At 43.7% G+C, this 23,559-nt stretch carries 21 protein-coding genes and 1 pseudogene; 14 read left to right on the top strand and 8 right to left on the bottom strand.

Going from position 1 to position 23,559, the window contains the following annotated elements; genetic code table 11:
* Positions 1-197 precede the first annotated feature (197 nt).
* From MiSe_RS14540 to MiSe_RS14505, 8 genes and pseudogenes are all read left to right on the top strand, one after another.
* On the top strand, positions 198-407 hold the full coding sequence (locus tag MiSe_RS14540; protein WP_226580598.1) for a hypothetical protein: 210 nt from the start codon (positions 198-200) through the stop codon (positions 405-407).
* 90 nt (positions 408-497) lie between these two features.
* Positions 498-3,095, top strand: a pseudogene (locus tag MiSe_RS14535) (type I polyketide synthase); the annotation flags it as partial.
* Positions 3,096-3,152: 57 nt separating this feature from the next.
* Complete coding sequence (locus MiSe_RS14530; RefSeq protein ID WP_373872795.1) at positions 3,153-6,470, top strand: thioester reductase domain-containing protein; 3,318 nt, start codon at positions 3,153-3,155, stop codon at positions 6,468-6,470.
* A 69-nt stretch (positions 6,471-6,539) separates the two neighbouring features.
* The gene (locus tag MiSe_RS14525) at positions 6,540-7,982 is read left to right on the top strand and encodes a glycosyltransferase (RefSeq protein ID WP_226580588.1); all 1,443 of its coding nucleotides are present in this window, start codon (positions 6,540-6,542) and stop codon (positions 7,980-7,982) included.
* Positions 7,972-9,222: a beta-ketoacyl-ACP synthase II gene (gene fabF / locus MiSe_RS14520; protein ID WP_226580585.1), complete on the top strand. Its 1,251-nt coding sequence runs from the start codon at positions 7,972-7,974 to the stop codon at positions 9,220-9,222. Before MiSe_RS14525 ends, fabF begins: the two co-directional genes overlap by 11 nt.
* Positions 9,223-9,490: 268 nt before the next feature.
* Positions 9,491-9,775 (top strand): hypothetical protein, encoded by a 285-nt coding sequence (locus MiSe_RS14515; RefSeq protein ID WP_226580582.1) that lies wholly within the window; start codon positions 9,491-9,493, stop codon positions 9,773-9,775.
* 342 nt (positions 9,776-10,117) lie between these two features.
* Positions 10,118-10,459, top strand: a complete 342-nt coding sequence (locus MiSe_RS14510; RefSeq protein ID WP_226580579.1) for a hypothetical protein — start codon at positions 10,118-10,120, stop codon at positions 10,457-10,459.
* A gap of 342 nt (positions 10,460-10,801) precedes the next feature.
* Complete coding sequence (locus MiSe_RS14505; protein ID WP_226580576.1) at positions 10,802-12,805, top strand: SBBP repeat-containing protein; 2,004 nt, start codon at positions 10,802-10,804, stop codon at positions 12,803-12,805.
* A 67-nt stretch (positions 12,806-12,872) separates the two neighbouring features.
* On the opposite strand, the gene MiSe_RS14500 is transcribed toward MiSe_RS14505, so the two are convergent.
* Positions 12,873-13,931 carry an AAA family ATPase gene (locus MiSe_RS14500; RefSeq protein WP_226580573.1) on the bottom strand — a complete coding sequence of 353 codons (1,059 nt, stop codon included), beginning with the start codon at positions 13,929-13,931 and terminating at the stop codon, positions 12,873-12,875.
* Positions 13,932-14,014: 83 nt separating this feature from the next.
* Here MiSe_RS14500 and MiSe_RS14495 point away from each other — a divergent pair, with 83 nt between their 5' ends.
* Positions 14,015-14,590, top strand: coding sequence for a Uma2 family endonuclease (locus MiSe_RS14495; RefSeq protein WP_226580570.1), 576 nt, complete (start codon positions 14,015-14,017; stop codon positions 14,588-14,590).
* A gap of 57 nt (positions 14,591-14,647) precedes the next feature.
* Here MiSe_RS14495 and MiSe_RS14490 read toward each other — a convergent pair whose 3' ends face one another.
* The 4 genes from MiSe_RS14490 to MiSe_RS14475 are packed head-to-tail and all read right to left on the bottom strand — an operon-like array spanning position 14,648 to position 16,475.
* Positions 14,648-15,241 carry a hypothetical protein gene (locus MiSe_RS14490; protein ID WP_226580567.1) on the bottom strand — a complete coding sequence of 198 codons (594 nt, stop codon included), beginning with the start codon at positions 15,239-15,241 and terminating at the stop codon, positions 14,648-14,650.
* Entirely contained in the window at positions 15,231-15,395 is a 165-nt protein-coding gene (locus MiSe_RS14485; protein ID WP_226580564.1) for a hypothetical protein, read from the bottom strand. The genes MiSe_RS14490 and MiSe_RS14485 overlap by 11 nt, the downstream gene beginning before the upstream one ends.
* Positions 15,389-16,123, bottom strand: coding sequence for a WD40 repeat domain-containing protein (locus tag MiSe_RS14480; RefSeq protein ID WP_226580608.1), 735 nt, complete (start codon positions 16,121-16,123; stop codon positions 15,389-15,391). Before MiSe_RS14480 ends, MiSe_RS14485 begins: the two co-directional genes overlap by 7 nt.
* Positions 16,113-16,475 (bottom strand): hypothetical protein, encoded by a 363-nt coding sequence (locus MiSe_RS14475; RefSeq protein WP_226580561.1) that lies wholly within the window; start codon positions 16,473-16,475, stop codon positions 16,113-16,115. Before MiSe_RS14475 ends, MiSe_RS14480 begins: the two co-directional genes overlap by 11 nt.
* A 156-nt stretch (positions 16,476-16,631) precedes the next feature.
* Here MiSe_RS14475 and MiSe_RS14470 point away from each other — a divergent pair, with 156 nt between their 5' ends.
* Together MiSe_RS14470 and MiSe_RS50935 are read left to right on the top strand one after the other, a co-directional pair.
* Complete coding sequence (locus tag MiSe_RS14470; protein WP_226580558.1) at positions 16,632-17,210, top strand: Uma2 family endonuclease; 579 nt, start codon at positions 16,632-16,634, stop codon at positions 17,208-17,210.
* 236 nt (positions 17,211-17,446) lie between these two features.
* The gene (locus MiSe_RS50935) at positions 17,447-17,569 is read left to right on the top strand and encodes a hypothetical protein (protein ID WP_264196495.1); all 123 of its coding nucleotides are present in this window, start codon (positions 17,447-17,449) and stop codon (positions 17,567-17,569) included.
* A gap of 23 nt (positions 17,570-17,592) precedes the next feature.
* Here the strand turns inward: MiSe_RS50935 and MiSe_RS14465 are convergent, their stop codons facing one another.
* From MiSe_RS14465 to MiSe_RS14455, 3 genes are all read right to left on the bottom strand, one after another.
* Positions 17,593-18,912 (bottom strand): WD40 repeat domain-containing protein, encoded by a 1,320-nt coding sequence (locus tag MiSe_RS14465; protein ID WP_226580555.1) that lies wholly within the window; start codon positions 18,910-18,912, stop codon positions 17,593-17,595.
* A 309-nt stretch (positions 18,913-19,221) separates the two neighbouring features.
* Positions 19,222-20,646 (bottom strand): NACHT domain-containing protein, encoded by a 1,425-nt coding sequence (locus tag MiSe_RS14460; RefSeq protein WP_226580553.1) that lies wholly within the window; start codon positions 20,644-20,646, stop codon positions 19,222-19,224.
* Positions 20,613-20,774, bottom strand: coding sequence for a hypothetical protein (locus MiSe_RS14455; RefSeq protein WP_226580551.1), 162 nt, complete (start codon positions 20,772-20,774; stop codon positions 20,613-20,615). Before MiSe_RS14455 ends, MiSe_RS14460 begins: the two co-directional genes overlap by 34 nt.
* A 296-nt stretch (positions 20,775-21,070) precedes the next feature.
* Here MiSe_RS14455 and MiSe_RS14450 point away from each other — a divergent pair, with 296 nt between their 5' ends.
* From MiSe_RS14450 to MiSe_RS14440, 3 genes are all read left to right on the top strand, one after another.
* Positions 21,071-21,280 carry a hypothetical protein gene (locus MiSe_RS14450; RefSeq protein ID WP_226580549.1) on the top strand — a complete coding sequence of 70 codons (210 nt, stop codon included), beginning with the start codon at positions 21,071-21,073 and terminating at the stop codon, positions 21,278-21,280.
* A 131-nt stretch (positions 21,281-21,411) separates the two neighbouring features.
* Positions 21,412-22,476, top strand: coding sequence for an amino acid ABC transporter substrate-binding protein (locus MiSe_RS14445; protein ID WP_226580547.1), 1,065 nt, complete (start codon positions 21,412-21,414; stop codon positions 22,474-22,476).
* Positions 22,477-22,592: 116 nt separating this feature from the next.
* Entirely contained in the window at positions 22,593-23,507 is a 915-nt protein-coding gene (locus tag MiSe_RS14440; protein WP_226580545.1) for an amino acid ABC transporter permease, read from the top strand.
* Positions 23,508-23,559: the final 52 nt, after the last annotated feature.

Here is a 23,559-nt window from a genome sequence, read left to right as displayed (position 1 = left end):
CGGCATCAGTAATATTTCGTTGTGGGGCCAAAAATATCTATGCCGTGCCCCTACATCCCACCCAACACCTGTATGGGCACGGCATCAGTAATATTTCGTTGTGGGGCCAAAAATATCTATGCCGTGCCCCTACATCCCACCCAAGACCTGTATGGGCACGGCATCAGTAATATTTCGTTGTGGGGCCAAAAATATCTATGCCGTGCCCCTACATCCCACCCAACACCTGTATGGGCACGGCATCAGTAATATTTCGTTGTGGGGCTAAAAATATCTATGCCGTGCCCCTACATCCCACCCAACACCTGTATGGGCACGGCATCAGTAATATTTCGTTGTGGGGCCAAAAATATCTATGCCGTGCCCCTACATCCCACCCAACACCTGTATGGGCACGGCATCAGTAATATTTCGTTGTGGGGCCAAAAATATCTATGCCGTGCCCCTACATCCAACCCAACACAACAGCATAAATCATTAAAATTAGAGGATTTGACGTGGAACCTATAGCAATTATTGGCATTGGTTGTCGCTTTCCTGGAGCCAAAAATCCCGAATCATTTTGGCAGATTTTGCGTGGTGTAGATGCCATTAGCGAGATGCCAAAAGAGCGATGGGATATCGATCAATTCTATGACCCAGAGCCAGGAAAACCGGGAAAAATTAGTACCCGTTGGGGTGGATTTTTAGAGCAAGTGGATCGATTTGATGCGAGCTTTTTTGGGATTTCACCTCGCGAAGTTGAGCGCACAGACCCCCAACAAAGATTAGTTTTGGAAGTAGCTTGGGAAGCTTTAGAAAATGCCGGAATCGTACCATCAAAGCTGAGTGGCAGTCAGACGGGGGTTTTTATAGGCATTGGTAACTATGATTATTGCCGATTGCTAGCCCAGGATTTATCCCATGTAAATGCTTATGATGGCACTGGTAATACTCTCAGTATTGCTGCCAATCGTTTATCGTATATTTTGAATTTGCGGGGGCCAAGTGTAGTAGTAGAAACTGCTTGTTCTTCTTCTTTGGTGGCTTTACATTTTGGCTGCCGAAGTTTGCAGAATGGGGAGTCTAATTTATGCTTGGTGGGTGGAGTTAGTTTGATGCTGTCTCCAGAACCATTTATTACTTATTCTCATGGGCGGATGATGGCTTCTGATGGTCGTTGCAAGACTTTTGATGCTAGTGCGGATGGTTATGTGCGGGGCGAAGGATGCGGTGTAATTGTTCTTAAACGCCTTGAGGATGCGCTGAGAGATGGCGATAATATTCAAGCGGTTGTTAAAGGTACGGCAGTCAATCAAGATGGTTTAAGTAATGGATTGACAGCCCCCAATGGCGCTTCTCAACAGGCAGTTATTCGTCAAGCTTTGAAAAATGCGCGGGTGACGCCGGAGAAAATTAGTTATGTTGAGACTCATGGGACTGGAACTGCTTTAGGAGATCCGATTGAATTTAAGTCTTTAAAAGCTGTGTTAATGGAAAATCGTCAGCCAGATCAACCTTGTTGGCTTGGTTCGGTTAAGACTAATATAGGCCATTTGGAAGCGGCTTCTGGAATTGCGAGTGTTATTAAGGTGGTACTGGCACTGCAACATCGAGAAATTCCGCCTCACTTGCACTTAAAACAGTTGAATCCTTATATTTCTTTTGAGGGGACAACGTTTGCAATTCCAACTCAATGTCAGCCTTGGTTGGCGGGTAGAGAAAGCCGCTTGGCTGGCATTAGTGCGTTTGGCTTCGGCGGTACTAATTGTCATGCAATTTTAGAGGAAGCACCAGGCGATTGTAGATTGCAGATTTTAGATTTGGGATTGGAAGATATAGAGCCAAGTCCAAAATACTTAGAACGCTTTCTTCACTTGCTGACTCTTTCGGCAAAAAGCGATGAGGCTTTGAGGGATTTAGCAGCATCTTATCGGGATCTTTTGGTAACTCATTCTGAAGCATCTTTAGGGGATATTTGTTTTAGTGCGAATACGATGCGATCGCATTTCAACCACCGCCTCGCTGTTGTCGCTGCATCTACGGAACAATTGCGCCAGCAGTTAGAAGCTTTTGCCGCTGGAAAAGAAACTACCGGACTAATAAGCGGTCAAGTTACTAGCAAGAAAACTCCTAAAATAGCCTTCTTGTTTACAGGTCAAGGTTCCCAGTATGCGGGTATGGGACGCCAAATTTACGAAACCCAACCGATTTTCCGCCAAACTCTAGAACAATGCGATAAAATTCTGCGTTCCTATCTCGAAATACCCCTACTGGAAATTCTCTATCCGGACAGTCAATCATCTAATAGACCTCTGCAAAAATTCAGGCCAAAGACAGGCGAGACGCCTATCCCACAAGAGATATGGTCGAAGTCTAATGCCAAATCCAAAATTGACGAAACAGCTTATACTCAACCCGCTTTATTTGCCCTAGAATATGCGCTGTTTCAGTTATGGAAATCTTGGGGAATAGAACCAACAGCCGTAATGGGTCATAGTGTGGGTGAATATGTTGCCGCTTGTGTAGCAGGAGTATTCAGCCTCGAAGATGGTTTGAAATTAATTGCCGAAAGGGCGCGTTTAATGCAAGCTTTGCCCCAAGATGGTGAAATGGTCGCGGTGTTTGCTAACGAGGCGAAAGTAAATGCCGCGATTCAACCTGATGCGAAAGAAGTTTCAATTGCAGCGATTAATGGGGTACATAGTATTGTGATTTCCGGGAAACGTGAAGGGGTTAGGGATGCGATTGCTACCTGACAAGCTGAAGGCATCAAAGCCAAAAAATTGAACGTTTCCCATGCTTTTCACTCTCGCTTAATGGAGCCAATGCTGGCATATTTTCAGCGGTTAGCAGCAGAAATCACCTACTCATTGCCACAAATCAAGTTAATTTCTAACCAGACGGGAGAAATTGCAACAGCAGAAATCGCAACGCCCGAATATTGGTGTCGTCACGTGGGACAAGCCGTGAAATTTGCCCAAAGCATGGAAACCCTTTTTCAACAGGGGTATGAAGTGTTTTTGGAAATTGGCCCGAAACCAACTTTATCGGGCATGGGTCGAGGCAATTTTGAATTGCCAATTTCGGGTTCTCAATTAAAGGATAATGGTAAATCTGCACAATTGCTTTGGCTTGTCAGTCTGTATCCAGGGCGAGAAGATTGGCAACAAATGCTGCACAGTTTGGCAACGCTGTATGTGCGTGGAGTACCTGTAGACTGGTCTGGCTTCGATCGAGATTATCCCCGTCGCCGCTTGCAACTGCCAACTTATCCGTTTCAACGACAGCGCTATTGGGCGAAGTTGCCTGAAAACGGTCATTTAAAAGTAGATAATACTTTTAACATTCTAATTCACCAGTTGGAAACAACAGCCAAACTCTCAGAAGATGAGTTGAAATTACTGCCTAAGTTGCTGGAATTATTAGCTGAGCAAAATCAACAACAGCAAACGGCAGCAACGATTAAAGATTGGCTCTATGAAATAGAATGGCAGCCCAAACCGCGTAACTTGACTAATAACGGGTTTGATAAACAGGGTAGTTGGCTAATTTTTGCTGACAGGGGAGGTGTGGGAAAAACCTTAGCTAAAGTTTTGCAAGAAAGGGGTGATAACTGTATTTTGGTTTATGCTGGGGACACCTATCAAACCCAAGAAACCGGAACTTGGAGCATCAAACCTTTTTCTGCCGCAGATTTTGAGCGTTTATTTCCAGAAGCTTTAGCAACTATTGCTCAACCTTTACAGGGAGTCATCCACCTGTGGAGTTTAGACGCGAAATCAACAGATGAGTTAAAAATTTCCGCGCTGGAACAAGCTCAAATTCTTGGAGTTGTTAGCGTCTTGCATTTAATCAATAAACTCGATAAACATATCTGCAATTACCAATTTTCACCTCGGTTATGGTTAGTGACGCAGGGTGCAGTAACCGTTGGTTCTTCGGTTCCTAAAGTGGCTCAAGCTCCTTTGTGGGGATTGGGTAAAGTGGTGGCTTTGGAGTATCCCGAATTGTGGGGAGGAACGATCGATTTAGACAACCAAATAACTGAGGATGAAACAACAAATTTATTAGCAGAAATTGCATATTCTCCAGGGGAAGATCATCTCGCTTTTCGGGATGGACAGCGTTACGTCGCCCGTTTAGTCAGGAAGCAATTGCCAGAGTCTCAAAAATTAACCTTCCAGTCAGATGGTACTTATTTGATTACCGGAGGTTTGGGAGCTTTGGGACTAACAGTTGCTCAGTGGATGGTGGAACGGGGAGCCAAAAAATTGGTGTTAATTGGGCGTCGCGGGGCTTCCGATCGAGTGCAAAAAACTCTTAGCAGCATGGAACAATTGGGAGCTAAAATTTTCGTTGCTCAAGCGGATGTGGCTAATGAAGCGGACATGCGCGGGGTGCTGGATCAAATTAAAATATCGATGCCACCCCTGCGAGGAATTGTACACGCGGCGGGGGTTCCTGGATATGAAGCGATCGCAGACATGACCCCTACTACCCTAGAGTCTGTGCTGCGTCCCAAAGTAATAGGAAGCTGGATTTTGCATCAACTTACCCAGGAAATAAAGTTAGACTTTTTTGTTAGTTTTTCCTCAATTTCTTCGGTCTGGGGTTCTAAAGGACAAGCGCATTATGCGGCGGCAAATTATTTTCTCGATCTGTTGGCTTATTACCGCCAAAAACTCGGATTGCCCGCTTTAAGCATCAATTGGGGGCCTTGGACTGGCGGTGGTATGGCGGTAGAAGAATTTCAGACATGGATGTCTAGAATGGGGATTGAAGGATTGCAACCAACGCAAGCGATCGCATCTCTAGAATACCTGTTGGGGACAAACTGCGTGCAAACAACTGTCGCCAATATTGACTGGAGTTTGTTCAAAGGATTGTATGAGGCGCGCGGGAAGCGATCGCTCCTAGAACAAATTACCGCACAGCCACAAAAAACCGTCGTTCAACCATCGAATCAAAGGTCAGAAATTATACAACAATTAGAAGCGGCAGCGGTATCGCAACGCCACAATCTTTTAATTACTTTCCGGCAAAACGAAGTCGCCAAAGCACTAAAATTATCTCAATTACCAGACTCGCAGCAAGGTCTTTTTGACCTGGGTATGGATTCGATTGTAGCCATTGAACTGGTCAAGGCAATCCAGTCTCAATTACAGGTAGAATTACCCGTCGCCGATTTTCTACAAGCCTCCAATATCGCCGCGCTGGCAATGCTATTGCTGAAGCAATTTAACCCCGATAATTCCACTTTAGAGGTAAATGCAAATGTCTTGGATCTCAATCAAGAAGCTGTTTTAGAAGATTCCATTTATCCTGAGACTGCTGACACCGAATCAGAGCAACCCGCTGCCATTCTGTTAACAGGTGCAACCGGATTTTTAGGAGCCTTTTTACTCAAAGAACTTTGGCATCAGACTGAAGCAGATATTTATTGCCTAGTTCGCGCAGAGGATGCCGAATCGGGTAAGATGAAAATCCAAAACAACCTGAAATATTACAGCCTTTGGGAGGAAGAAAGCAGTTCTAGAATTATTCCAATTATCGGTAACTTATCTCAACCCAAATTGGGTCTGTCAGCCGAAAATTTTGACAAATTGGCTCGTGAAATTGATGTCATTTATCACAATGGAGCCGTTTTAAACTTTGTCTATCCTTACTCGGCATTAAAACCAACAAACGTTTTGGGTACGCAGGAAATTCTCAGGTTAGCCTGCCAATTCAAAGTAAAACCCCTCCATTATGTTTCAACCGATGCAGTTTTTGATTCATCGGGTTATTACGATAAAGAGGTAACAGAATCCGAGCCAATTATTCATACCGAGGGAATAGACCTTGGTTATACCCAAACTAAATGGGTAGCAGAAAAATTAGTAACCATCGCCCGCACGCGAGGACTGCCAGTTTCTATTTACAGACCCCCCTTAATTGCAGGAGATAGCCGCACAGGATTCTGGAATACAGACGATTTTACCTGCCGATTTCTTAAAGGCTGCATTCAAATGGGAAGTATGCCCAATATGAATTGTGGCATCCCGATTGTTCCTGTAGATTATGTCAGCCAAGCGATTGTTTATCTATCCCAACAAAAGCAGTCATTAGGAAAAGCATTCCACTTAAACAATCCCCATTATTCCAGTTGGAATCAAGTAGCAAATTGGATTGATGAATTCGGCTATCCAGTCCGACAGATTTCCTATGAATCCTGGGAAGCAGAACTAATCGAAACCCTTGCTTATAAAGACAATGCTTTAAACGGTTTGTTACCTTTCTTCCTGCGAAGATGGTCTGAAGAACAACTCACCTTTGCCGGATTAGGACAAAGAAGAGTCAAGCTCAATTGCCAGCAAACAGTCGCCAGTCTAGCAGGTACATCTATTATCTGCCCTCCCGTAGACTCTAAATTGCTCAATACCTATTTCTCCCACTTCATTCAAAGCGGTTTCTTGCAAAGTCGAAAGGTGGGAATGGGTAATCGATAATTGTTTTTGCCATTAGCAATTAGCAATTAGCAATTCGCAAATTTTGAACACTTATTAGGGAGAAAATTAATGAAATCCAACAAAACTTATACCCTAGCTTTTCTGGTAACCGGCTTTCCTCCCGATGTCAGCGGTGTTTCTCATTTTAATTGGGAACGCGCCCAATGGTTTGCCAAACAAGGGAACTATCGCGTAGTTGTATTTGCGCCAGATTGGCAACAAAAATCAGATTCTACATTGGCGCGAGAGCAAAACGAAAACTTGATTATCGAACGCTATCCCTCAAAACCTTGGCTGCCTTATAAACTCACCCACGTTCCCAAATTTATCGCCGCCAGCTACATTAGGAAAAAGCTACAATATTATCATCCCGATCTAATTATTGTCACCGATGTAGAACGCTTTTTCTTACTAGGAACATGGCAATTACCAGGTCTGCGTTATGCCAAAAAACATCGGATTCCTTACATAGCCGAATATCATACGGATCTGTACAACTTCTCAGCCGCTTATCCGGGTTGGCAATGGTTGCGAAATCTTGCCCGTAGTTCTCAATTAGCCAGTTATTTATATCGTCAAATCGATACAACCATCTGTGCCAGCACCGCCGCCAGCCAAAGTTGTAAAGAATTAGGCATTCCTAACGTCAAAACAATCCCATTTTTAGGAATTGATGTTTCTATCTATAGTCCCAGTCGTCGCAACCGTAAATGGTTAGAACCTTGGTTAACTGCCGAAGAAAAACATAACAAAGTTTTGCTCTTTTTGGGTCGTCTTGGCTTCGAGAAACGAGTTGATTTACTCATCGAAGCCTTTACAAAATTAAAACGCAGACAACCCAATTATTCCTTAATAATAGCTGGAGATGGCCCTGTTGAGGTCGTCGATCGCTTGAAACTTCTTGCCGAAAAAGTGCCTCACATCCACTTTACCGGGTTTATTCTGGGAGAAATGAAGGCCAATTTACTAGCATCATGCGATGTATTTTGTAGCCCTTCCCCTTACGAAACCTTTGGGCGAACGGTAGTAGAGGCGATGGCTTCAGGGATTCCAGTTTTAACTGTCGATAGCGGTGCGGTATCTGAGTATATACTCGATGGTATAAATGGCTATCTCGTCCCACCTAATGATGTGGAAAGATTAGCCAATTGCATTGAAAAAGTGTTATTAAATAACAATACAGACCTGATTCAGCAAGCCTTGAAAGATTCCCAGCAGTTATCGATCGATCAAGGATGTCAAAATCTGAATCATTTCTATCAGAAACTAATCGGTGTGAGTCAGGATCATAAACCTGTTGCAAAAGTCGATTCCCGCCCGGAAATAAATTTCCGGGCTAATAGCTCAAGTCGGTTAAAACCGACTAAATCTCATAAAAGCAGTCCGTTAAAACGGACTTTCGCTAAAAGCCCTTGGATTTTAATCCCTGGCGGGTGTCAATATTTTAGCCAGAGGTTTAATCAAGAGTTAATCCGGCTAAGTAAAACGGGAGCGAACTCCAATGTCACTTAAATTAAAGCGAGTCGTCGTTACAGGTTTGGGAGCCATTACCCCTCTGGGAAACACAGTCGCAAAATACTGGCAGGGACTGATTGATGGGCGCAGTGGTATCGGGCCAATTACTTTATTTGATGCCTGTTGTTTGCCTTGTCAAATTGCCGGAGAAGTCAAAGGTTTTGAACCAGGCGATTATTTAAATCGCAAAGATATTAAACGGATGGATCGCTTTGCTCAGTTTGGGGTTTGTGCGAGTCTGCAAGCGATCGCAGATGCCAAACTGGAAATTAACGACCGCAATGCAACTGAAATCGGTGTCTTAATTGGCAGTGGTGTAGGTGGTCTTAAGGTAATGGAAGACCAAGAAGAAGTTTACCTCACTCGCGGCCCGGAACGCTGTAGTCCGTTTATGATTCCGATGATGATTGCTAATATGGCTTCTGGACTTACAGCCATTTATACAGGAGCAAAAGGCCCTAATTCTTGTACAGTTACTGCTTGTGCTGCGGGAGCGAATGCGGTAGGAGAAGCGTTTCGATTAATTCAACGAGGGGATGCGATCGCAATGATTTGCGGCGGTACCGAAGCAGCAATTACCCCTATCGCAATTACTGGATTTTCAGTGGCTAAAGCACTATCAACTCGCAACGAAGAACCAACTCGTGCAAGTCGTCCTTTTGACCGCGATCGCGATGGATTTGTCATGGGAGAAGGAGCGGGCATTCTAATTTTAGAAGAACTAGAACACGCACTCAATCGCAACGCTTCTATCTACGCAGAAATTGTCGGTTACGCTCTCACTTCTGATGCCTATCATATGACGGCTCCCGTACCTGGAGGACTTGGCGCTACCAGAGCGATCGCACTAGCACTTAAAGATGCCAATTTATTTCCCAATCAAGTAAGTTATATCAACGCTCACGGTACCAGCACACCCGCTAACGATGTTAATGAAACTTTGGCAATCAAACAAGCTTTAGGACAACATGCGTTTCAAATCGCAATTAGTTCGACAAAATCTATGACAGGACATCTTTTAGGAGGTTCAGGAGGAATCGAAGCGATCGCAACAGCAATGAGTATAGCCACAGACACAATTCCACCCACGATAAATTTAGATAATCCCGATTCAGCTTGCGATCTAGATTATGTTCCCAAAGTCAGCCGCACTCAACCAGTTGAAGTTGCCCTTTCTAATTCTTTTGGTTTCGGAGGACACAATGTTACCCTGGTATTTAAAAAATTTAACAGCTAGAACCTCGTATCTGTAGTTCGGAGATTGGGATAGAAGGCACAATTTTTTCAAAAATGTTGCATGTAGGTAGCCATATTTAGATTCCAAGCGATAAAATTAAATCAGCCTTGTGGAAAATAATAACCTGTTAGTAAGGCAGCAGCTTGGTGCTTATTTATTGCGCCTAACCTTTCACATCTCCATCCTAATAGAATTTTTACAATATTCGATTGCTAGTATAGGGAGGTGCCAGTGAGGTTATTTTAATCAAACCCAATTAGATATTTTTATGGCTAACAATTCAGGATTTTTAGAAAAAACAAAACTTCAAATATTTTTCCTGTCAATCTCAAATTTTGATAACCAGCGCCTGATTTTTCATGCCAGCCGTCAGACGCTTCGTAAAGCTGAAATGGCACGCCTGATCGTCCATGAATGGCTAGAGCAACACGAGGCTGAACTTGAAGAATGGAAAGCCAAAACAGCTTCAGAACTAGGCATTAGCGTCAGAGAACTAGAGCGGCAGTTATTAGCTGCTTCTGAAGAGCAAACTAGAGCGAAGAAAAAAGATTAAAAATCCTTGCCTTGAAAATATTTTCAATTGTAAAGCCCGCGCAGGCGGGCTTTGTTTGTATAGCCCCACCCTTCAGGGTGGGATAGTAAATGTTGCATGTAAGTTGCATATGAGTTGCAATTGAGTAGCAACCAGTTTACTATTAATTTAATTGCAGGTTGATGCGATTAAAGCTGAGTCCGCAAGCTCAAGCTACATATAGCAGTTACAAAATTATTAGCCGCTATAGTAGCGTAAATTACTTTTGAATTGCTCCATAGGTAGGTAGCACGCAAAAAAATTGCTGTACCACACCATTATTAATGTGGAATCCAGGCTAAGTCCCATTGAATGGAGTTGCTTATGAAACTGTCTGAACTAGATCCTCTGATTTCGTTATTCAAGTTAAAGCAGGAATTTTCTAAACTGCCGACGGGATATTACTTCAGTCAAGAAGAAACGCTAGAGTTCCTATCCAGACGGCGATGGCCCGATAGCGATCGCCGCATTGACCGCACAACTTTCTGGCGTTGGCGGAACGATGCCGGAATCCAGCACAATAAACTATTCAGCCAATCGGATATCCTGAAACTTTGTCAAATCTGCGACCACTATCGCGTAGATGGAACTCGAAACGAGTACTTAGATTTAGTGAAACAGAGTCAAAACCAAATCTTGAATCGTCTGTTTCAAACCAAGTGCTAAGTAAGGCTCAAACGAGTAGCAAATAAATTGTTTGTCAGACTGAGTTTAGGGTGACTCAGTTCAGAGAATTTTTTTTGACTTTATCGCTTTGAAAACAAGCGGGTGAGTTAATTTGTCAACTTACCTGCACTCGTTAACACCGCCGATTCATCTACGAATCGACGCGGGAAATATTCAATTGATCAAGAGTTTTTTCGACACAAATAGCGTTCGCGTAACGTGCCAGAGGCATAGCGATCGCAAACATTTCTATGACCTATTGTAGGGTGCGTTAGCAAGCAGAGTACGGCACCAGCTATAGCGTAAAGCACCATCCCACTAACGCAAAGGATTTAAAATCAAATGGCTGAACTATTTACCATTAACCAATACACACCTAACAGCGACCTCGCCGCAGGATTTCGTCCCAGTCAACTCATATTTGCTCGCAGTGGAAACGATACAATTCTGGGTTATCAACCGATTGTATCGACTCCCGGTCAAACGCAAATTGACCTAATCAACGGCGATTTAACAGTAGAAGATCCCGGTTTTCGTTCCTGGAACGACACATTTATTTTAGGTGAATGGCAAAAGCCTTACTATGCCAACGGCAATCCTCAAATTCTCGGTTTAAACGACTTTGCTTTACTGACTGACTTCAACCCCTTACAAGATATTATCCAGCTACACGGCACAGCCAATGACTACTTCTTAGTAGATATTGGACTTGGATCGGCAATAGTTCAGCCAAAGCAAACTGGATTGGATGTCATCAGTTTTTTACTTGGCAATTCTAATTTGAATTTAGCCGCCAACTATTTCAATTATCAAGGTAACATCGCACCACAAGGCCCCATTTTACCGCAGACTCGGCAATTAGGAACTTCAGGATTCGATCTCAGTGCAACAACTGCCACCGATCCTTTTGGCAATATTTATATAGCAGGAGGAACAACTGGATCTTTAGCAGGGTCGAATAACGGGGAATCTCGCGATGCCTTCGTGGCTAAATATGACAACCAAGGTAATCTATTATTCACCAAACAAGTTGGCACTCCAGATATCGATACTATCTCCGGCATTGCCACAGACAAGCAAGGTAATTTCTATGTGTCGGGGATTACCGCCGGTAATTTAGCAGCACCCAAACAAGCATCCAGTACCGATGCCTGGGTTGCTAAATATGACAGCAATGGGAATCAACAATGGATTCGACAGTTTGGGGAAAATATAATTTTTCAATCCTTTAGCATCGATGTGGATGATAATGGCAACGCCTACCTATCGGGAATCGATGTTCGGTCATCAATCGAAATTGCTACCGATGATTTTTGGGTGACTAAATTTGACACCAATGGCAACCAGTTGTGGTTCACACAAACTGGAAGTGTAGACGATGCTTTTGACGAATCTTACCGCGTTACTGTCGGCAAAGATGGCAGCGTTTACGCCACAGGATGGACTCTCGGCGATTTGGCAGCAACGAATGCTGGAATTTATGATGCTTGGTTAGGTAAATTCGACAACAATTCCGGTCAATTACAGTGGCTGAAACAATTTGGTACGCCTGATTATGATTGGGCATGGGGAGTTGATACCGACAGTCAAGGCAACGTTTATGCGGCGGGATGGACGCTGGGTAATTTAGGAGGAAATAGTGCCGGAACTTACGATTCTTGGTTAACTAAATATGACAGTCAAGGGAATCGGCAATGGATTAAACAGTTTGGATCTGCTGGTGACGATCAAGCTTTTCACCTCAACATTGACTCGCAGGACAATATCTTCTTAACCGGATATACCAATAGCAACTTAGGCGGAAATAACGCCGGATATTATGACCCTTGGGTAGCTAGGTTCGACACCAATGGGAATCAAATATGGCTGCGGCAATTTGGCACTCCCCAATTCGATCAAGCTTATGGTATTACTAGCGACAACATTGGTAACCTTTTCGTCACAGGAGTTACTCAGGGTTCTTTCGGAACTACCAATGCAGGGTCTTTTGATACTTGGTTAGCCAAACTCGATTCCACATCGGGAAATCTGCTCGGTTTTGCTGGTAATCAACAACCCAGCGATATTTCTACAGTGGCAGATTTCCTTGAACTTGACCCCAGCTTGCGCCAGCTTTCAAGTCAGCAAGTAGACTTTATGGAAAACTTTTTCCAGGAGTTTCTTGTTTCTACAGGTATTGGAATTGATGGATCTGGATTGGTCAAACTTGCTAGTAATTCTTATCAGCAACCTAATCCTACTTCGATTCCCGAACCTTCTTCTGTTGTCGGGTTAGCGATGGTTGCTGCGATCGCATGTATCGGTGCTATGCTTAGTAACCGCCAAAAAATCAAGCAATGCCCGTAAACGTGCGAGGTGCGAACAAATAGGGTGCGATGGTGCGTTACGCTGTCGCTAACGCACCCTACAGCAGTTAATCTGTATTTATTTGCTGACTCAACCAGTCGCGAAAGCTGGAATGATAGATGCTGTAACAAACTTCTCCATCTATTTCTGTTTTAACTAAGAACTCATACCACTTTTCTAAAACTGCTTCGATTTCATATTCATCTTCATCAATTGTTTCGGCAATTAATTGTGCCGATATTCCGTCTTTTTCCATTGATGGAATGGCGATTAGTGTCTGAAGCACGCCTAATTCAACAGCAGATAATTCCTCACCTTTCATTTTATGCCAATGTTGTTGATAGTATGCTTCTAAGGTTTCTGGAAGTTGATTTAATGGGGAAGCGATCGCATCCCCCACGCTCTTCAAATACATAAAATTATTCTCGCATAAACCTGCAATATTTTCAAGCAATTCTTGCCCCAACAGCTTGAAGTTATTATCGATATATTTTTGCACATCTTCTCTATTTTCATTTGGGAATGCGTCCAAATCAAAAAATTGAGACGGCGTTTCAATTAACAAACCAGATTTCTCTCGCAAAAAAGGTCGGCGACTGAGGATAAAATAAATGCGATTGGGCAGATAACGGGGCAGATAGAACAAATTTGAACCAGGAGTTTGACTGCGTAGATCAATTGCATCTAGCGCATCAATCGCAATCATAAACCGTTGATTGGGTTCGAGTTGTTCGCCGATCTTTTGCAGTAAAAGAGACAGAAACCAACTACCATCTGTGACGTTATCGGGGAGAGATGTGTAACCAAGGGAGTAATCGTTGATTAATTGGTTGCAGAGAGCGATCAGAAATTGGTCAACTTGATTTTTGCCCTCAATTTGGGCATTGTAATAGACAACATCGGGATGTTCGGTAACATATTTGGCAAGGATGGCACTTTTGCCGCTACCGGGTGTGCCGACGAGGGTGAAATAGCCGCGATTCTGCCGTGACAAAAACTCATTGATAGCCGCAAAAACAAACTCGCGACCGACAAAATTGGCGCTCTTTTCTCGAATGACTTGTTCAAATTCTGGCGGATGACCTCTAGGAGAGATCGTGGTTCGAGTTCTAGGTTTTGAATTCATCCAGGATGAGAGGGAAACGTTGATAATAATTTTAGTACTTACTTCTTGCACCAAAATTGTAAACCAAACCAGAGAACATCGCCATGACTCAAACTCTAGATAAATCAACGGATCGACGTTTCATCCATTCAGGCGTAAGCTGGGAACAGTTCAAACTGATTGAAGCTGGGTTTGCCGATTCGCCTGGTATTAGACTGTTTTACTACGAGGGTGAGGTAGAAATTTTGGCTGTTTCTTTAGAACATGAAACCATTAGCCGTTTTACTGGCCTTCTACTTTGTACTTACTTTGCTGATAAAGGCATCGAATTTAAACCTACAGGTAGGTTCACCCAAGAAAGAGAAGGCGTTGTATCAGCACAAGCTGATGAATCCTATTTTCTCGGATCGGGAGGTAAAACGCCAGATCTCTGTATCGAAGTTATTTTCAATAGCGGTATTGAAAAGAAGCTCAATCGCTATCAGGCACTGGATGTGCCAGAAGTTTGGTTTTGGGAAGATGGACGGTTTGCTTTTTACTGCATGCAGGGTGACAGTTATGAGCGAGTTTCTAAAAGTGAAATTTTGCCAGATTTAGATATCGAGTTGCTATCGAGATGTTTGCTGATGACTTCTAGAGTGGAGGCGGCGCGGGAATTTCGCCGGGGAATTAGTGGTTGAGTAGATAGCGATCGCGCACAATATAAAAAAATTGCAGCGGGGTTTTCCGATCGCTCATCAACTCACCATCCAAACTAATTTTGCGAGTAGCGCTCCCAAAGGCTCCAACCCATAATCTATTAGATCGAGAGTCACTTCATTCCCCTCCAATTTCAAAAACCGCCACAACAAACCATTACTGACACAACCATATATAGGAATTGGCTCCAGTCCCTTCCTTGCATTAAATCGCATTGCGGCAACCATTTCGGCGATACATTGCCCATAGCCGCTGGCAATATCGGCTTTTTTGGCTTCAACTAACACGACCGCAGGTGCGGTGGGTACGGAGATAATCGGCGAGCGACATAGTAGGAAATCGACAATTCCATTTAGCCCTACGCTGGCATCCACATTGAAGTCCCGTCCTGAAAATAGGGATACTTTTTCGTCTAGGAGTTCCCGAATTTCTAGGAGTACGGGATAAATAATTCCTTCCGAGCGAGCTTTCTCACTGGCTGCGGAGACGATGGGGAGACTCCGCTTCAAAAATGTTGTTAATAGGTCTGATGGGGCGATCGCTGTTAACTCCGGGAAAAATGATGCCTCAGCTACGGTTAAGCCAAACGAGTCAATCGCCTGCTCTAGGGTTTCAAATTGGCTATAGGACATAGGACTGCTTGGGTCTAATAGTTATTTGCTGATTTAAGAGCGATCGCACATTATCACCCGATTCAGGAAATGCGATCGCTTTAATCCATCCTACTGTTCTTTTAATCAACCAAAGTTGACTTAATAGCGAATCGCATTCAATCCCTCCTAACATTCCAGTCGCAGAAAATGCACTCTTCCTGATGCTTCTCCGGCAACAATTGTCACTCCATCTGGTGCAACGGCACAGCAAGATAGCGAACCATCCCCAGTGAAACTGACTATTTCCTCCCCATTATCCAAGTCCCAGATTTTGAGCGTATTGTCTTTTGAAGTTGAAATCACTCGCTGACCATCAGGGGTGACAGCAACTGCAAATACCCAGTCGTTATGACCAGTGAGGGTAAACAGTTCCTCCCCAGTATCCAAATCCCAGATTTTGAGCGTATTGTCTCTGGAAGCAGAAATCACTCGCTGACCATCAGGGGTAACGGCAACTGCAAATACCCATTTCCTATGACCAGTGAGGGTACACAGTTCTTCCCCAGTTTCTAAATCCCAGATTGTGAGAGTATTATCAGATGAACCGGAAATCACTCGCTTGCCATCAAGGGTGATAGCGATTGCATTCACCGAAAAGCTATGACCTGTAAGAGTATACAGTTCAATCCCGGTGTTCAAATCCCAGATTTTAAGTGTACTGTCCCCTGAAGCGGAAATTACTTTCTGACCGTCGGGGGTAACGGCGACTGAACTTACCCACTCACCATGACCGACAAGGGTACGCAGTTCCTTGCCGGTATTCAAATCCCAGATTTTGAGCGTCCTGTCTCTGGAACCAGAAATTACCCGCTGACCATCAGGGGTAACGGCAACTGCAAATACCCAGTCACTATGACCGATCAGGGTATGTAGACAACAATCGCCCTAATAATTGCCCTGCTAGTTGCGTTTTATCTTCAGCTAAAATATGCGCGGATAACCGCAGCGACCCTTGAATTAATTTCAGTGCCTTGACTTTCTGCCAGTTGTACTCTGGATGAGTTAATAATTCTGGATTTTCTACCAAATCGTAATCATCAATTAGCGCTTGTACCCCAAAGTCAGGATGGTTAATCTTGCCTGCTATAAATTCAAAATCTGTCAGAATTTGGTAATACTCAGCTAAATTACCCGACCGCACCAGATTATAGGGAAAGCTGCCCAGATAAGCCCGATAAAAATAATATTTTTTTGCCATGAATTTGTCAGCCAATTCAACCATCTCCTACTATGTTCATACTTAAACTTACTATCCATCCTGTTGCTAACATTCTAGTTAGAGCAAATGCAACTGTCCCGCCGCTTCCCCTGTTACAATAGTCGCTTTATCGACTGGGTGCAACGGTAAACCAATCCGGAGAACATCGCCATGACTCAAACACTAGATAAACCAACAGATCGACGATTCATCCACTCAGGCGTGACCTGGGAACACTTCAAATTGATTGAAGCCGGGTTTGCCGAGTCTCCCGGTATTAGACTGTTTTACTACGAGGGTGAGGTAGAAATTTTGGCTGTTTCTCAAGACCACGAATACTTCAGCGGTATGATTGCGGGTTTGCTGTTTGTTTACTTTGCTGATAAAGGCATCGAATTTAGACCGACAGGTAGCTTTACTCAAGAAAAAGAAGGCGTTGCATCAGCACAAGCCGATCAGTCTTATTTTTTTGGTGAGGGGGGTACAACGCCAGATCTCTCCATCGAAGTTGTTTTCACTAGCGGTAATGAAAGGAAGCTAAATCGCTATAAGGCACTGGGTGTGCCGGAAGTTTGGTTTTGGGAAGATGGACGGTTTGCTTTTTACTGCATGCAGGGTGACAGTTATGAGCGAGTTTCTAAAAGTGAAATTTTGCCAGATTTAGACATTGAATTGCTATCGAGATGTTTGCTGATGACTTCTAGGGTGGAGGCGGCGCGGGAATTTCGGCGGGGAATTAGCCAAAGTTGATTTGAGCGGAAATTGCACATCATCACCTAGCCCAAGTTACTGGCAAAAATAATTTGAAATGTAGGGGCACGGCGTCAATAACATCGGACAAAAAGCGACTATATTTTGATTGCCGTGCCCCCAAAATGTATCGATAACATGGTCAGGATTTACGCATTGATAGATTTCTCCCTGGCGTTTGTGCGTGTTGGGGGCACGGCAAGTTGGATATTTCGGGTAACGTCACCATCTGATCGATGCCGTGCCCCTACATTCAACGGAATTTGATTATCAGGCGATCGCATATCATCACCCGATTCAGGAAATGCGATCGCTTCGATCTATCCTACTGTTCTTTTCATCAGCCAAAGTTGACATAATCGCGAATCGCATTCAATCTTTCCTAACATTCCAGTCGCAGAAAATGCACTCGTCCCAAATATTCTCCCGCCACAATTGTCACACCATCCGGCGTAACGGCACAGCAGAAGATCGGACTCTCGCCAACGAAACTGGCAATAACTTCTCGTGTTGCCAAATTCCACACTTTCAGCGTGTTATCCCATGACCCAGAAATTGCCAGCTTGCCATCGGAGGCGATCGCGACTGCTCTTACCGAGTGACTATGACCAGTGAGGGTAAAAAGTTCTTTTCCTTGTGCCAAATTCCAGACTTTCAGCGTGTTATCATCAGACCCAGAAATTGCCAGCTTGCCATCGGAGGCGATCGCGACTGCTATTACCGAGTCGCTATGACCATTGAGCGTAAACAGTTCCTTTCCCGTTACCAAATTCCAGACTTTCAGCGTGTTATCCAATGACCCAGAAATTGCCAGCTTGCCATCGGAGGCGATCGCGACTGCTATTACCGAGTGACTATGACCAGTGAGGGTAAAAAGTTCTTTTCCTTGTGCCAAATTCCAGACTTTCAGCGTGTTATCCAATGACCCAGAAATTGCCAGCTTGCCATCGGAGGCGATCGCGACTGCTATTACCGAGTCGCTATGACCATTGAGCGTAAACAGTTCCTTTCCCGTTACCAAATTCCAGACTTTCAGCGTGTTATCATCAGACCCAGAAATTGCCAGCTTGCCATCGGAGGCGATCGCCACTGAATTTACCGAGTTGTTATGACCATTGAGGGTAAACAGTTCCTTCCCCGTTTCCAAATTCCAGACTTTGAGCGTGTTATCCCACGACGCAGAAATAGCGAGTTTCCCATCGGGTGCGATCGCCACTGCATTTACCCAACCGCTATGACCTGTGAAGGTGCGAAGTAACCGCCCACCAGGGGGAGTTAAGCTAGGTGTCAATAAACGCAATCCAGTGGTTTTACTCTGCCTTGCCACCTCCAACAATGCTTCAATTTCCGGCATTTTAAAATACAGCAATCGCCCTAATAATTGCCCTGCAAGTTGCGCCTTATCCTCCGCTAAAATATGCGCCGATAACCGCAGCGCTCCTTGAATCAATTTCAGCGCTTTGACTTTCTCTAAATTGTATTCTGGATGATTTAATAATTCCGAACTATCAATCAAATCGTAATCATCAATCAGCGCTTGCACTCCCAACTCAGGATGGTTAATCTTATCCGCAATGAAATTAAAATCGTTCAGAATTTGGTAATACTCTGCTAAATTGCGCGATCGCACCAAATTATAGGGAAAACTTCCCAGATAAGCTCGTTGAAAATAGGATTTTTGGGCGGTGAATTTGTCAGACAATGCAACCATCTCCTCCCTGGCTTATACAAATATAATAGCTTCGTTGTCAGCCCGACAGGGAATAAATTCCCTGTCTAATAGCTAAAGTCCTCTCAAGAGGACTGCCAATAAAGAATATGAGTCCATTTTAATGGACTTTTGCTATTAGCCCGGAAATTTATTTCCGGGCGGGGTTGGGGTTGGGCACCTCTTATACCAAATCCGCTTCCATCACCCCCTTTATGCCGAACGACTAAAGTCGCGGCTATACAAACAAAGACCGCCTGCGCGGTCTATAAAATAAAGGGGGTAATCCATCCGGATTTGGTATTACATCATTACACTGTTAAACTTTCTAAAATACTCAACAATCCTTTGATTCACCTGCTGAAATAACTTCCGCGTTGCTTTCAATTCCCGTTTCGCCTTCAAAAAGTCGAGAAAACTAGCATGATAAATGCTGTAACAGATTTCTTCATCTAGATTTTGCGGTTTCAAATATTCACACCACTGAGCCAAAACTGTTTGCACTTCAAATTCATCTGATTGGGCAATTTCAGCAATCATCTCGCAGGGAATCGGTGTCCCAATCTCAACCAAAATAAACAAGATAACGACCATCATTTCCTTGGGTGCAGTATCCATTCCCATCCGCACCCAATGGGTTTGATAATAGTCTTGCAGACCATCGGGCAATTGTCTTAACGCCAAATCGTCGTAGAACCCGCGAGAAATAGCTGGTAAAACATAGCGCAGGTACATAAAATTATTTTCACTTTTAATTGCGACCTGCTCTACAAAGACTTCCTCGGAAAGATTGCGGTCTTGAATCCACTTTTTCAGCGCTTCTTTATCCTCAGTATCCCCATTGAGCGATAAGCGAATATACTCTTTAACATCCTCCCGACTCAAATCAACATACTGACTGGCGGTTAAATCCAATTCTTGCACCGAAGCCGACACCCGCAACCGTTTTTTTTCCAAATTGTAGGGGCGTCGGGTTAGCAGAAAATAAACTCGTTCGGGTAGCGTCTCTGGTAAATATAAAAGATTTTGCGGCCCTTGTTCCTGTTCGACTTCATCCAGAGCATCAATTACAATTACTAAGCGATCGCCAGCAGTTAATTTTTGACTAACTTTAGCCAGTAAAGTCGGTAAATCTGCCTTTTCTGCATTCTCTAACTGATAGCGATTAATCAGTTGTTGACGAATACTTTCCAAGAATAATTCAGGACGATTGCGCCGCTCCGCGAGAATATTAAAATAGCAAGGAGATTGGTGAATAGAGACATACTTAGCCGCGATCGCGCTTTTCCCCATCCCCGCATCCCCCACCACTGTAAAGTAACCATTGGGATGGTTGTTGAGAAATTGCTCAAAAGCGTCAAAAACAAATTTGCGACCGCAAAAGGAGCGGATTTTCTCTTGAATTAACGCTCTAAACTCCTCTGGATACGACGATGTAGCCATCTGATTTGTCTGCGGATGTCTCTGGTCTTCAATTAGCTCTTGGCATTCTTCACATACGTAGAAAATCTTCTGCCAGTCCAAACCCAATCTATCGCTAATTTTAATAAAGTTTTCGCGGTCAACTGGTTCACCATTTAAAAATTTGTAAACAGTAGACCGAGCAAGTAAAACTTCTTCATCCTCCGCCAAGGCTTTTTGGGTCAAACCTTTACGCGCCAAAGCTGACTTAACTTTGAGGATGTACTCTGGCGCTACTCGGATTCCTCGGTTTTTGCGATCGCACATGACTTTTTTAGCAGCAAATTTCTTATATAATAATTAGTTTCCTTGTCAACCGGGCGCAAATTGTCGATCAGAAACCCGGTTTTTTGGAAAAACCGGGTTTCTAAGTCATATTCTTGTGGGATGGGCATCTTGTTCTTGTGGGATGGGCATCTTGCCCGTCCTTATTGTAAGATTTGCAAACGCACCCCTTCGCACCCCAAATTCATCCCCAGATCTCTATCCCCAGGTAGATGCGAACTTTGTCGATCATAAAATTCTGTTAAGAAATATATTGTCCAAACTACTTATTAAACAACACAAATCAAGTTATTGTGCAAAATATTAAGGATTTTGTAATTATTGTGTCAACTTGTGTGTATTGAGACTCAGTAGTTTCTTTCTTGGGTATCTTGAAACTATGAAGCAATCATAAGCTAGAGGTCGTATGACTCCTACCATGTTACGTCAACTTTGGTCTGTAATTGAGACTACCCAATCCCATGTTTTATTAAGGCTGGACGATGCTAGCCTGGTAGACTGGTTGGTGAAGCAGATCAAAAACGAGCGCTCGCTCAACCACGACGAAACGGATACTGTGAGTAATTACCTATACTCGCGCTTGAATTTAATCCGAGATCTCGCCGAAGAACGCTAGGCGTGAAAAAAAATCTTCCTCTCGAAGGATGCCCATAACAAATACAAGCGATCTCATCCCCTGCAAGCATATAATTGATAGCACAACGAACGGGCTAAAAGCAACTTTCTGTGAGAAAGTAAAAGGCATATATGCGTAAATGGGGCTTCCTGATATTATTTACTCTACCCCTGCTATTGTCCCTCACCGCCTGTAGCGGACAGTCGGGACAAACATCTGCAACTCAAGGTACAGGAGTGCAGGGTAAAAGTCGATTGGATACGGTAAAAAGTCGCGGTAAGCTAATTTGCGGAGTCAGCGGCGAATTACCGGGGTTTAGTTTTGTCGATAAAAACGGCACATATAAAGGATTGGATGTGGAAGTGTGTCGCGCGATCGCAGCCGCCATATTCGATAATCCAGATGCAGTAGAATTTCGCAATCTCAACGCCAAAGAACGCTTTACCGCCTTACAAACAGGCGAAATCGATGTCCTCAGTCGCAATACAAGTTGGACAATTAGTCGCGATACTTCAGTAGGTTTGGAATTTGCCCCCGTGGTATTTTACGATGGTCAGGGCATTATGGTAAAAAAAGATAGCAATATCAAATCCCTCACAGATTTAAAAGACAAAGCTATCTGCACCCAAACAGGAACGACTAACGAACAAAATTTAGCCGACCAAATGCGTAAGCGGGGTATTCCTTATAAACCCGTTGTGTTTGAAGACATCAATACCGCCTATGCAACTTATGCAGAAGGTCGGTGTCAAGCAGTAACATCAGACCGTTCGCAATTACTCTCCCGTCGCACTACTTTACCACAGCCGCAAAATCACGTCATTCTCAATGACGTGCTATCAAAAGAACCCCTAGCACCCGCAGTTACTAATGGAGACTCCCGGTGGTTTGATCTGGTGAAGTGGTCGATTTATGCATTAATCAATGCCGAAGAGTTAGGCATTAATTCTAAGAATCTAGCCTCTTTTGAAAATAGCAAAGACCCAGATATCAAGCGCTTCTTAGGTAAGGAAGGAAATTTAGGCAAAGATATGGGCTTAACGAATGACTTCGCGCTTAGAATTGTGAAACATGTAGGCAACTATGGCGAAGTTTACAATCGATACCTTGGCGCCGGAACCCCTTTAAATCTGCCTCGCGGTCAAAACAATCTTTGGAATAAAGGCGGATTGCTTTACTCTCCACCATTTCGCTAATGGCTAATGGCTAATGGCTAATGGCTAATGGCTAATGGAAAAAATACCACCTATTAGCAATTAGCAATTAGCAATTACCAATTAGCAATTAGCAATTAGCAATTACCAATTAGCAAATGACTAAATTCTTGCGCGATATTCGTTTTTGGCGGATTGCCATACAAGTATTGGCTGTATTGGTAGCAGTCATTGTAGTGACAATATTGTGGAGTAACCTCAGCCGCAATTTGCAACAGTTGGGAATTCAACTAGGATTTAACTTCCTCGGTTCGCAAGCATCTTTTGATATTGGCGAAACTCTGATTTCCTATCAACCTTACGATACTTATGCGCGTGCTTTGTTAGTCGGATTGTTGAATTCCCTGCGAGTCATGGTTGCGGGAATTATTCTGACAACAATAGTGGGAATTACCGCAGGAATAGCTTGTTTATCTGATAATTGGTTAGTGAGAAAGTTGGCGTTAGTTTATGTGGAAATATTCCGCAATACGCCGTTACTTTTGCAATTGTTATTTTGGTACTTCGCAGTTTTCTTGAGTCTGCCAAAAGTAGAAGATAAAATTTCCCTATTTGGGTTGATTTATCTCAGCCAAAATGGACTCGAACTTCCCGGTGTGAAGTTTTCGCCAGAATTAGCCGCTTTGTTGGTTGGTGTGACGATTTATACGGGTGCATTTATCGCCGAAATTGTGCGGGGTGGGATTCAATCTGTCCCGCGCGGACAGTGGGAGGCGGCGAAAGCACTTGGTTTTAAATCGGGGTTAGCAATGCGACTGATAATTTTTCCCCAAGCATTGCGGGTGATTGTACCGCCGCTGACGAGTCAATATTTGAATTTAGCGAAGAATTCTAGTTTAGCGATCGCAGTCGGCTATCCCGATCTTTATTTTGTCGCATCTACGACGTTTAATCAAACGGGTCGCGCGGTTGAAGTTATGCTGTTGCTGATGGTAACCTATCTGGCAATCAGTCTAACTATTTCCTTGTTGATGAATTTATTAAACCGTACCGTACAACTCAAAGAACGATAATGTTTGTAGCTTTTTCACCCGCACCCTTAAGGGTGCGGCTACACAAGCAAAG

Origin of the sequence: Microseira wollei NIES-4236, assembly GCF_020521235.1 — a bacterium.
Lineage (GTDB): Bacteria > Cyanobacteriota > Cyanobacteriia > Cyanobacteriales > Aerosakkonemataceae > Microseira > Microseira wollei.
Note: the sequence above shows the minus strand (reverse complement) of the source record. Positions and strands in the feature narration are given on the sequence as shown.

Bases quoted from the DNA above. Each gene is read 5' to 3' on its own strand.
- MiSe_RS14500 (WP_226580573.1), bottom strand. From the start codon at position 13,931: ATGAATTCAAAACCTAGAACTCGAACCACGATCTCTCCTAGAGGTCAT.
- MiSe_RS14515 (WP_226580582.1), top strand. From the start codon at position 9,491: ATGGCTAACAATTCAGGATTTTTAGAAAAAACAAAACTTCAAATATTT.
- MiSe_RS14540 (WP_226580598.1), top strand. From the start codon at position 198: ATGCCGTGCCCCTACATCCCACCCAACACCTGTATGGGCACGGCATCA.
- MiSe_RS50935 (WP_264196495.1), top strand. From the start codon at position 17,447: ATGCCGTGCCCCTACATTCAACGGAATTTGATTATCAGGCGATCGCAT.
- MiSe_RS14490 (WP_226580567.1), bottom strand. From the start codon at position 15,241: ATGTCCTATAGCCAATTTGAAACCCTAGAGCAGGCGATTGACTCGTTT.
- MiSe_RS14495 (WP_226580570.1), top strand. From the start codon at position 14,015: ATGACTCAAACTCTAGATAAATCAACGGATCGACGTTTCATCCATTCA.
- MiSe_RS14485 (WP_226580564.1), bottom strand. From the start codon at position 15,395: ATGTTAGGAGGGATTGAATGCGATTCGCTATTAAGTCAACTTTGGTTG.
- MiSe_RS14455 (WP_226580551.1), bottom strand. From the start codon at position 20,774: ATGCCCATCCCACAAGAATATGACTTAGAAACCCGGTTTTTCCAAAAA.
- MiSe_RS14460 (WP_226580553.1), bottom strand. From the start codon at position 20,646: ATGTGCGATCGCAAAAACCGAGGAATCCGAGTAGCGCCAGAGTACATC.
- MiSe_RS14525 (WP_226580588.1), top strand. From the start codon at position 6,540: ATGAAATCCAACAAAACTTATACCCTAGCTTTTCTGGTAACCGGCTTT.
- MiSe_RS14505 (WP_226580576.1), top strand. From the start codon at position 10,802: ATGGCTGAACTATTTACCATTAACCAATACACACCTAACAGCGACCTC.
- MiSe_RS14510 (WP_226580579.1), top strand. From the start codon at position 10,118: ATGAAACTGTCTGAACTAGATCCTCTGATTTCGTTATTCAAGTTAAAG.
- fabF (WP_226580585.1), top strand. From the start codon at position 7,972: ATGTCACTTAAATTAAAGCGAGTCGTCGTTACAGGTTTGGGAGCCATT.
- MiSe_RS14445 (WP_226580547.1), top strand. From the start codon at position 21,412: ATGCGTAAATGGGGCTTCCTGATATTATTTACTCTACCCCTGCTATTG.
- MiSe_RS14450 (WP_226580549.1), top strand. From the start codon at position 21,071: ATGACTCCTACCATGTTACGTCAACTTTGGTCTGTAATTGAGACTACC.
- MiSe_RS14470 (WP_226580558.1), top strand. From the start codon at position 16,632: ATGACTCAAACACTAGATAAACCAACAGATCGACGATTCATCCACTCA.
- MiSe_RS14440 (WP_226580545.1), top strand. From the start codon at position 22,593: ATGACTAAATTCTTGCGCGATATTCGTTTTTGGCGGATTGCCATACAA.
- MiSe_RS14530 (WP_373872795.1), top strand. From the start codon at position 3,153: ATGCTGCACAGTTTGGCAACGCTGTATGTGCGTGGAGTACCTGTAGAC.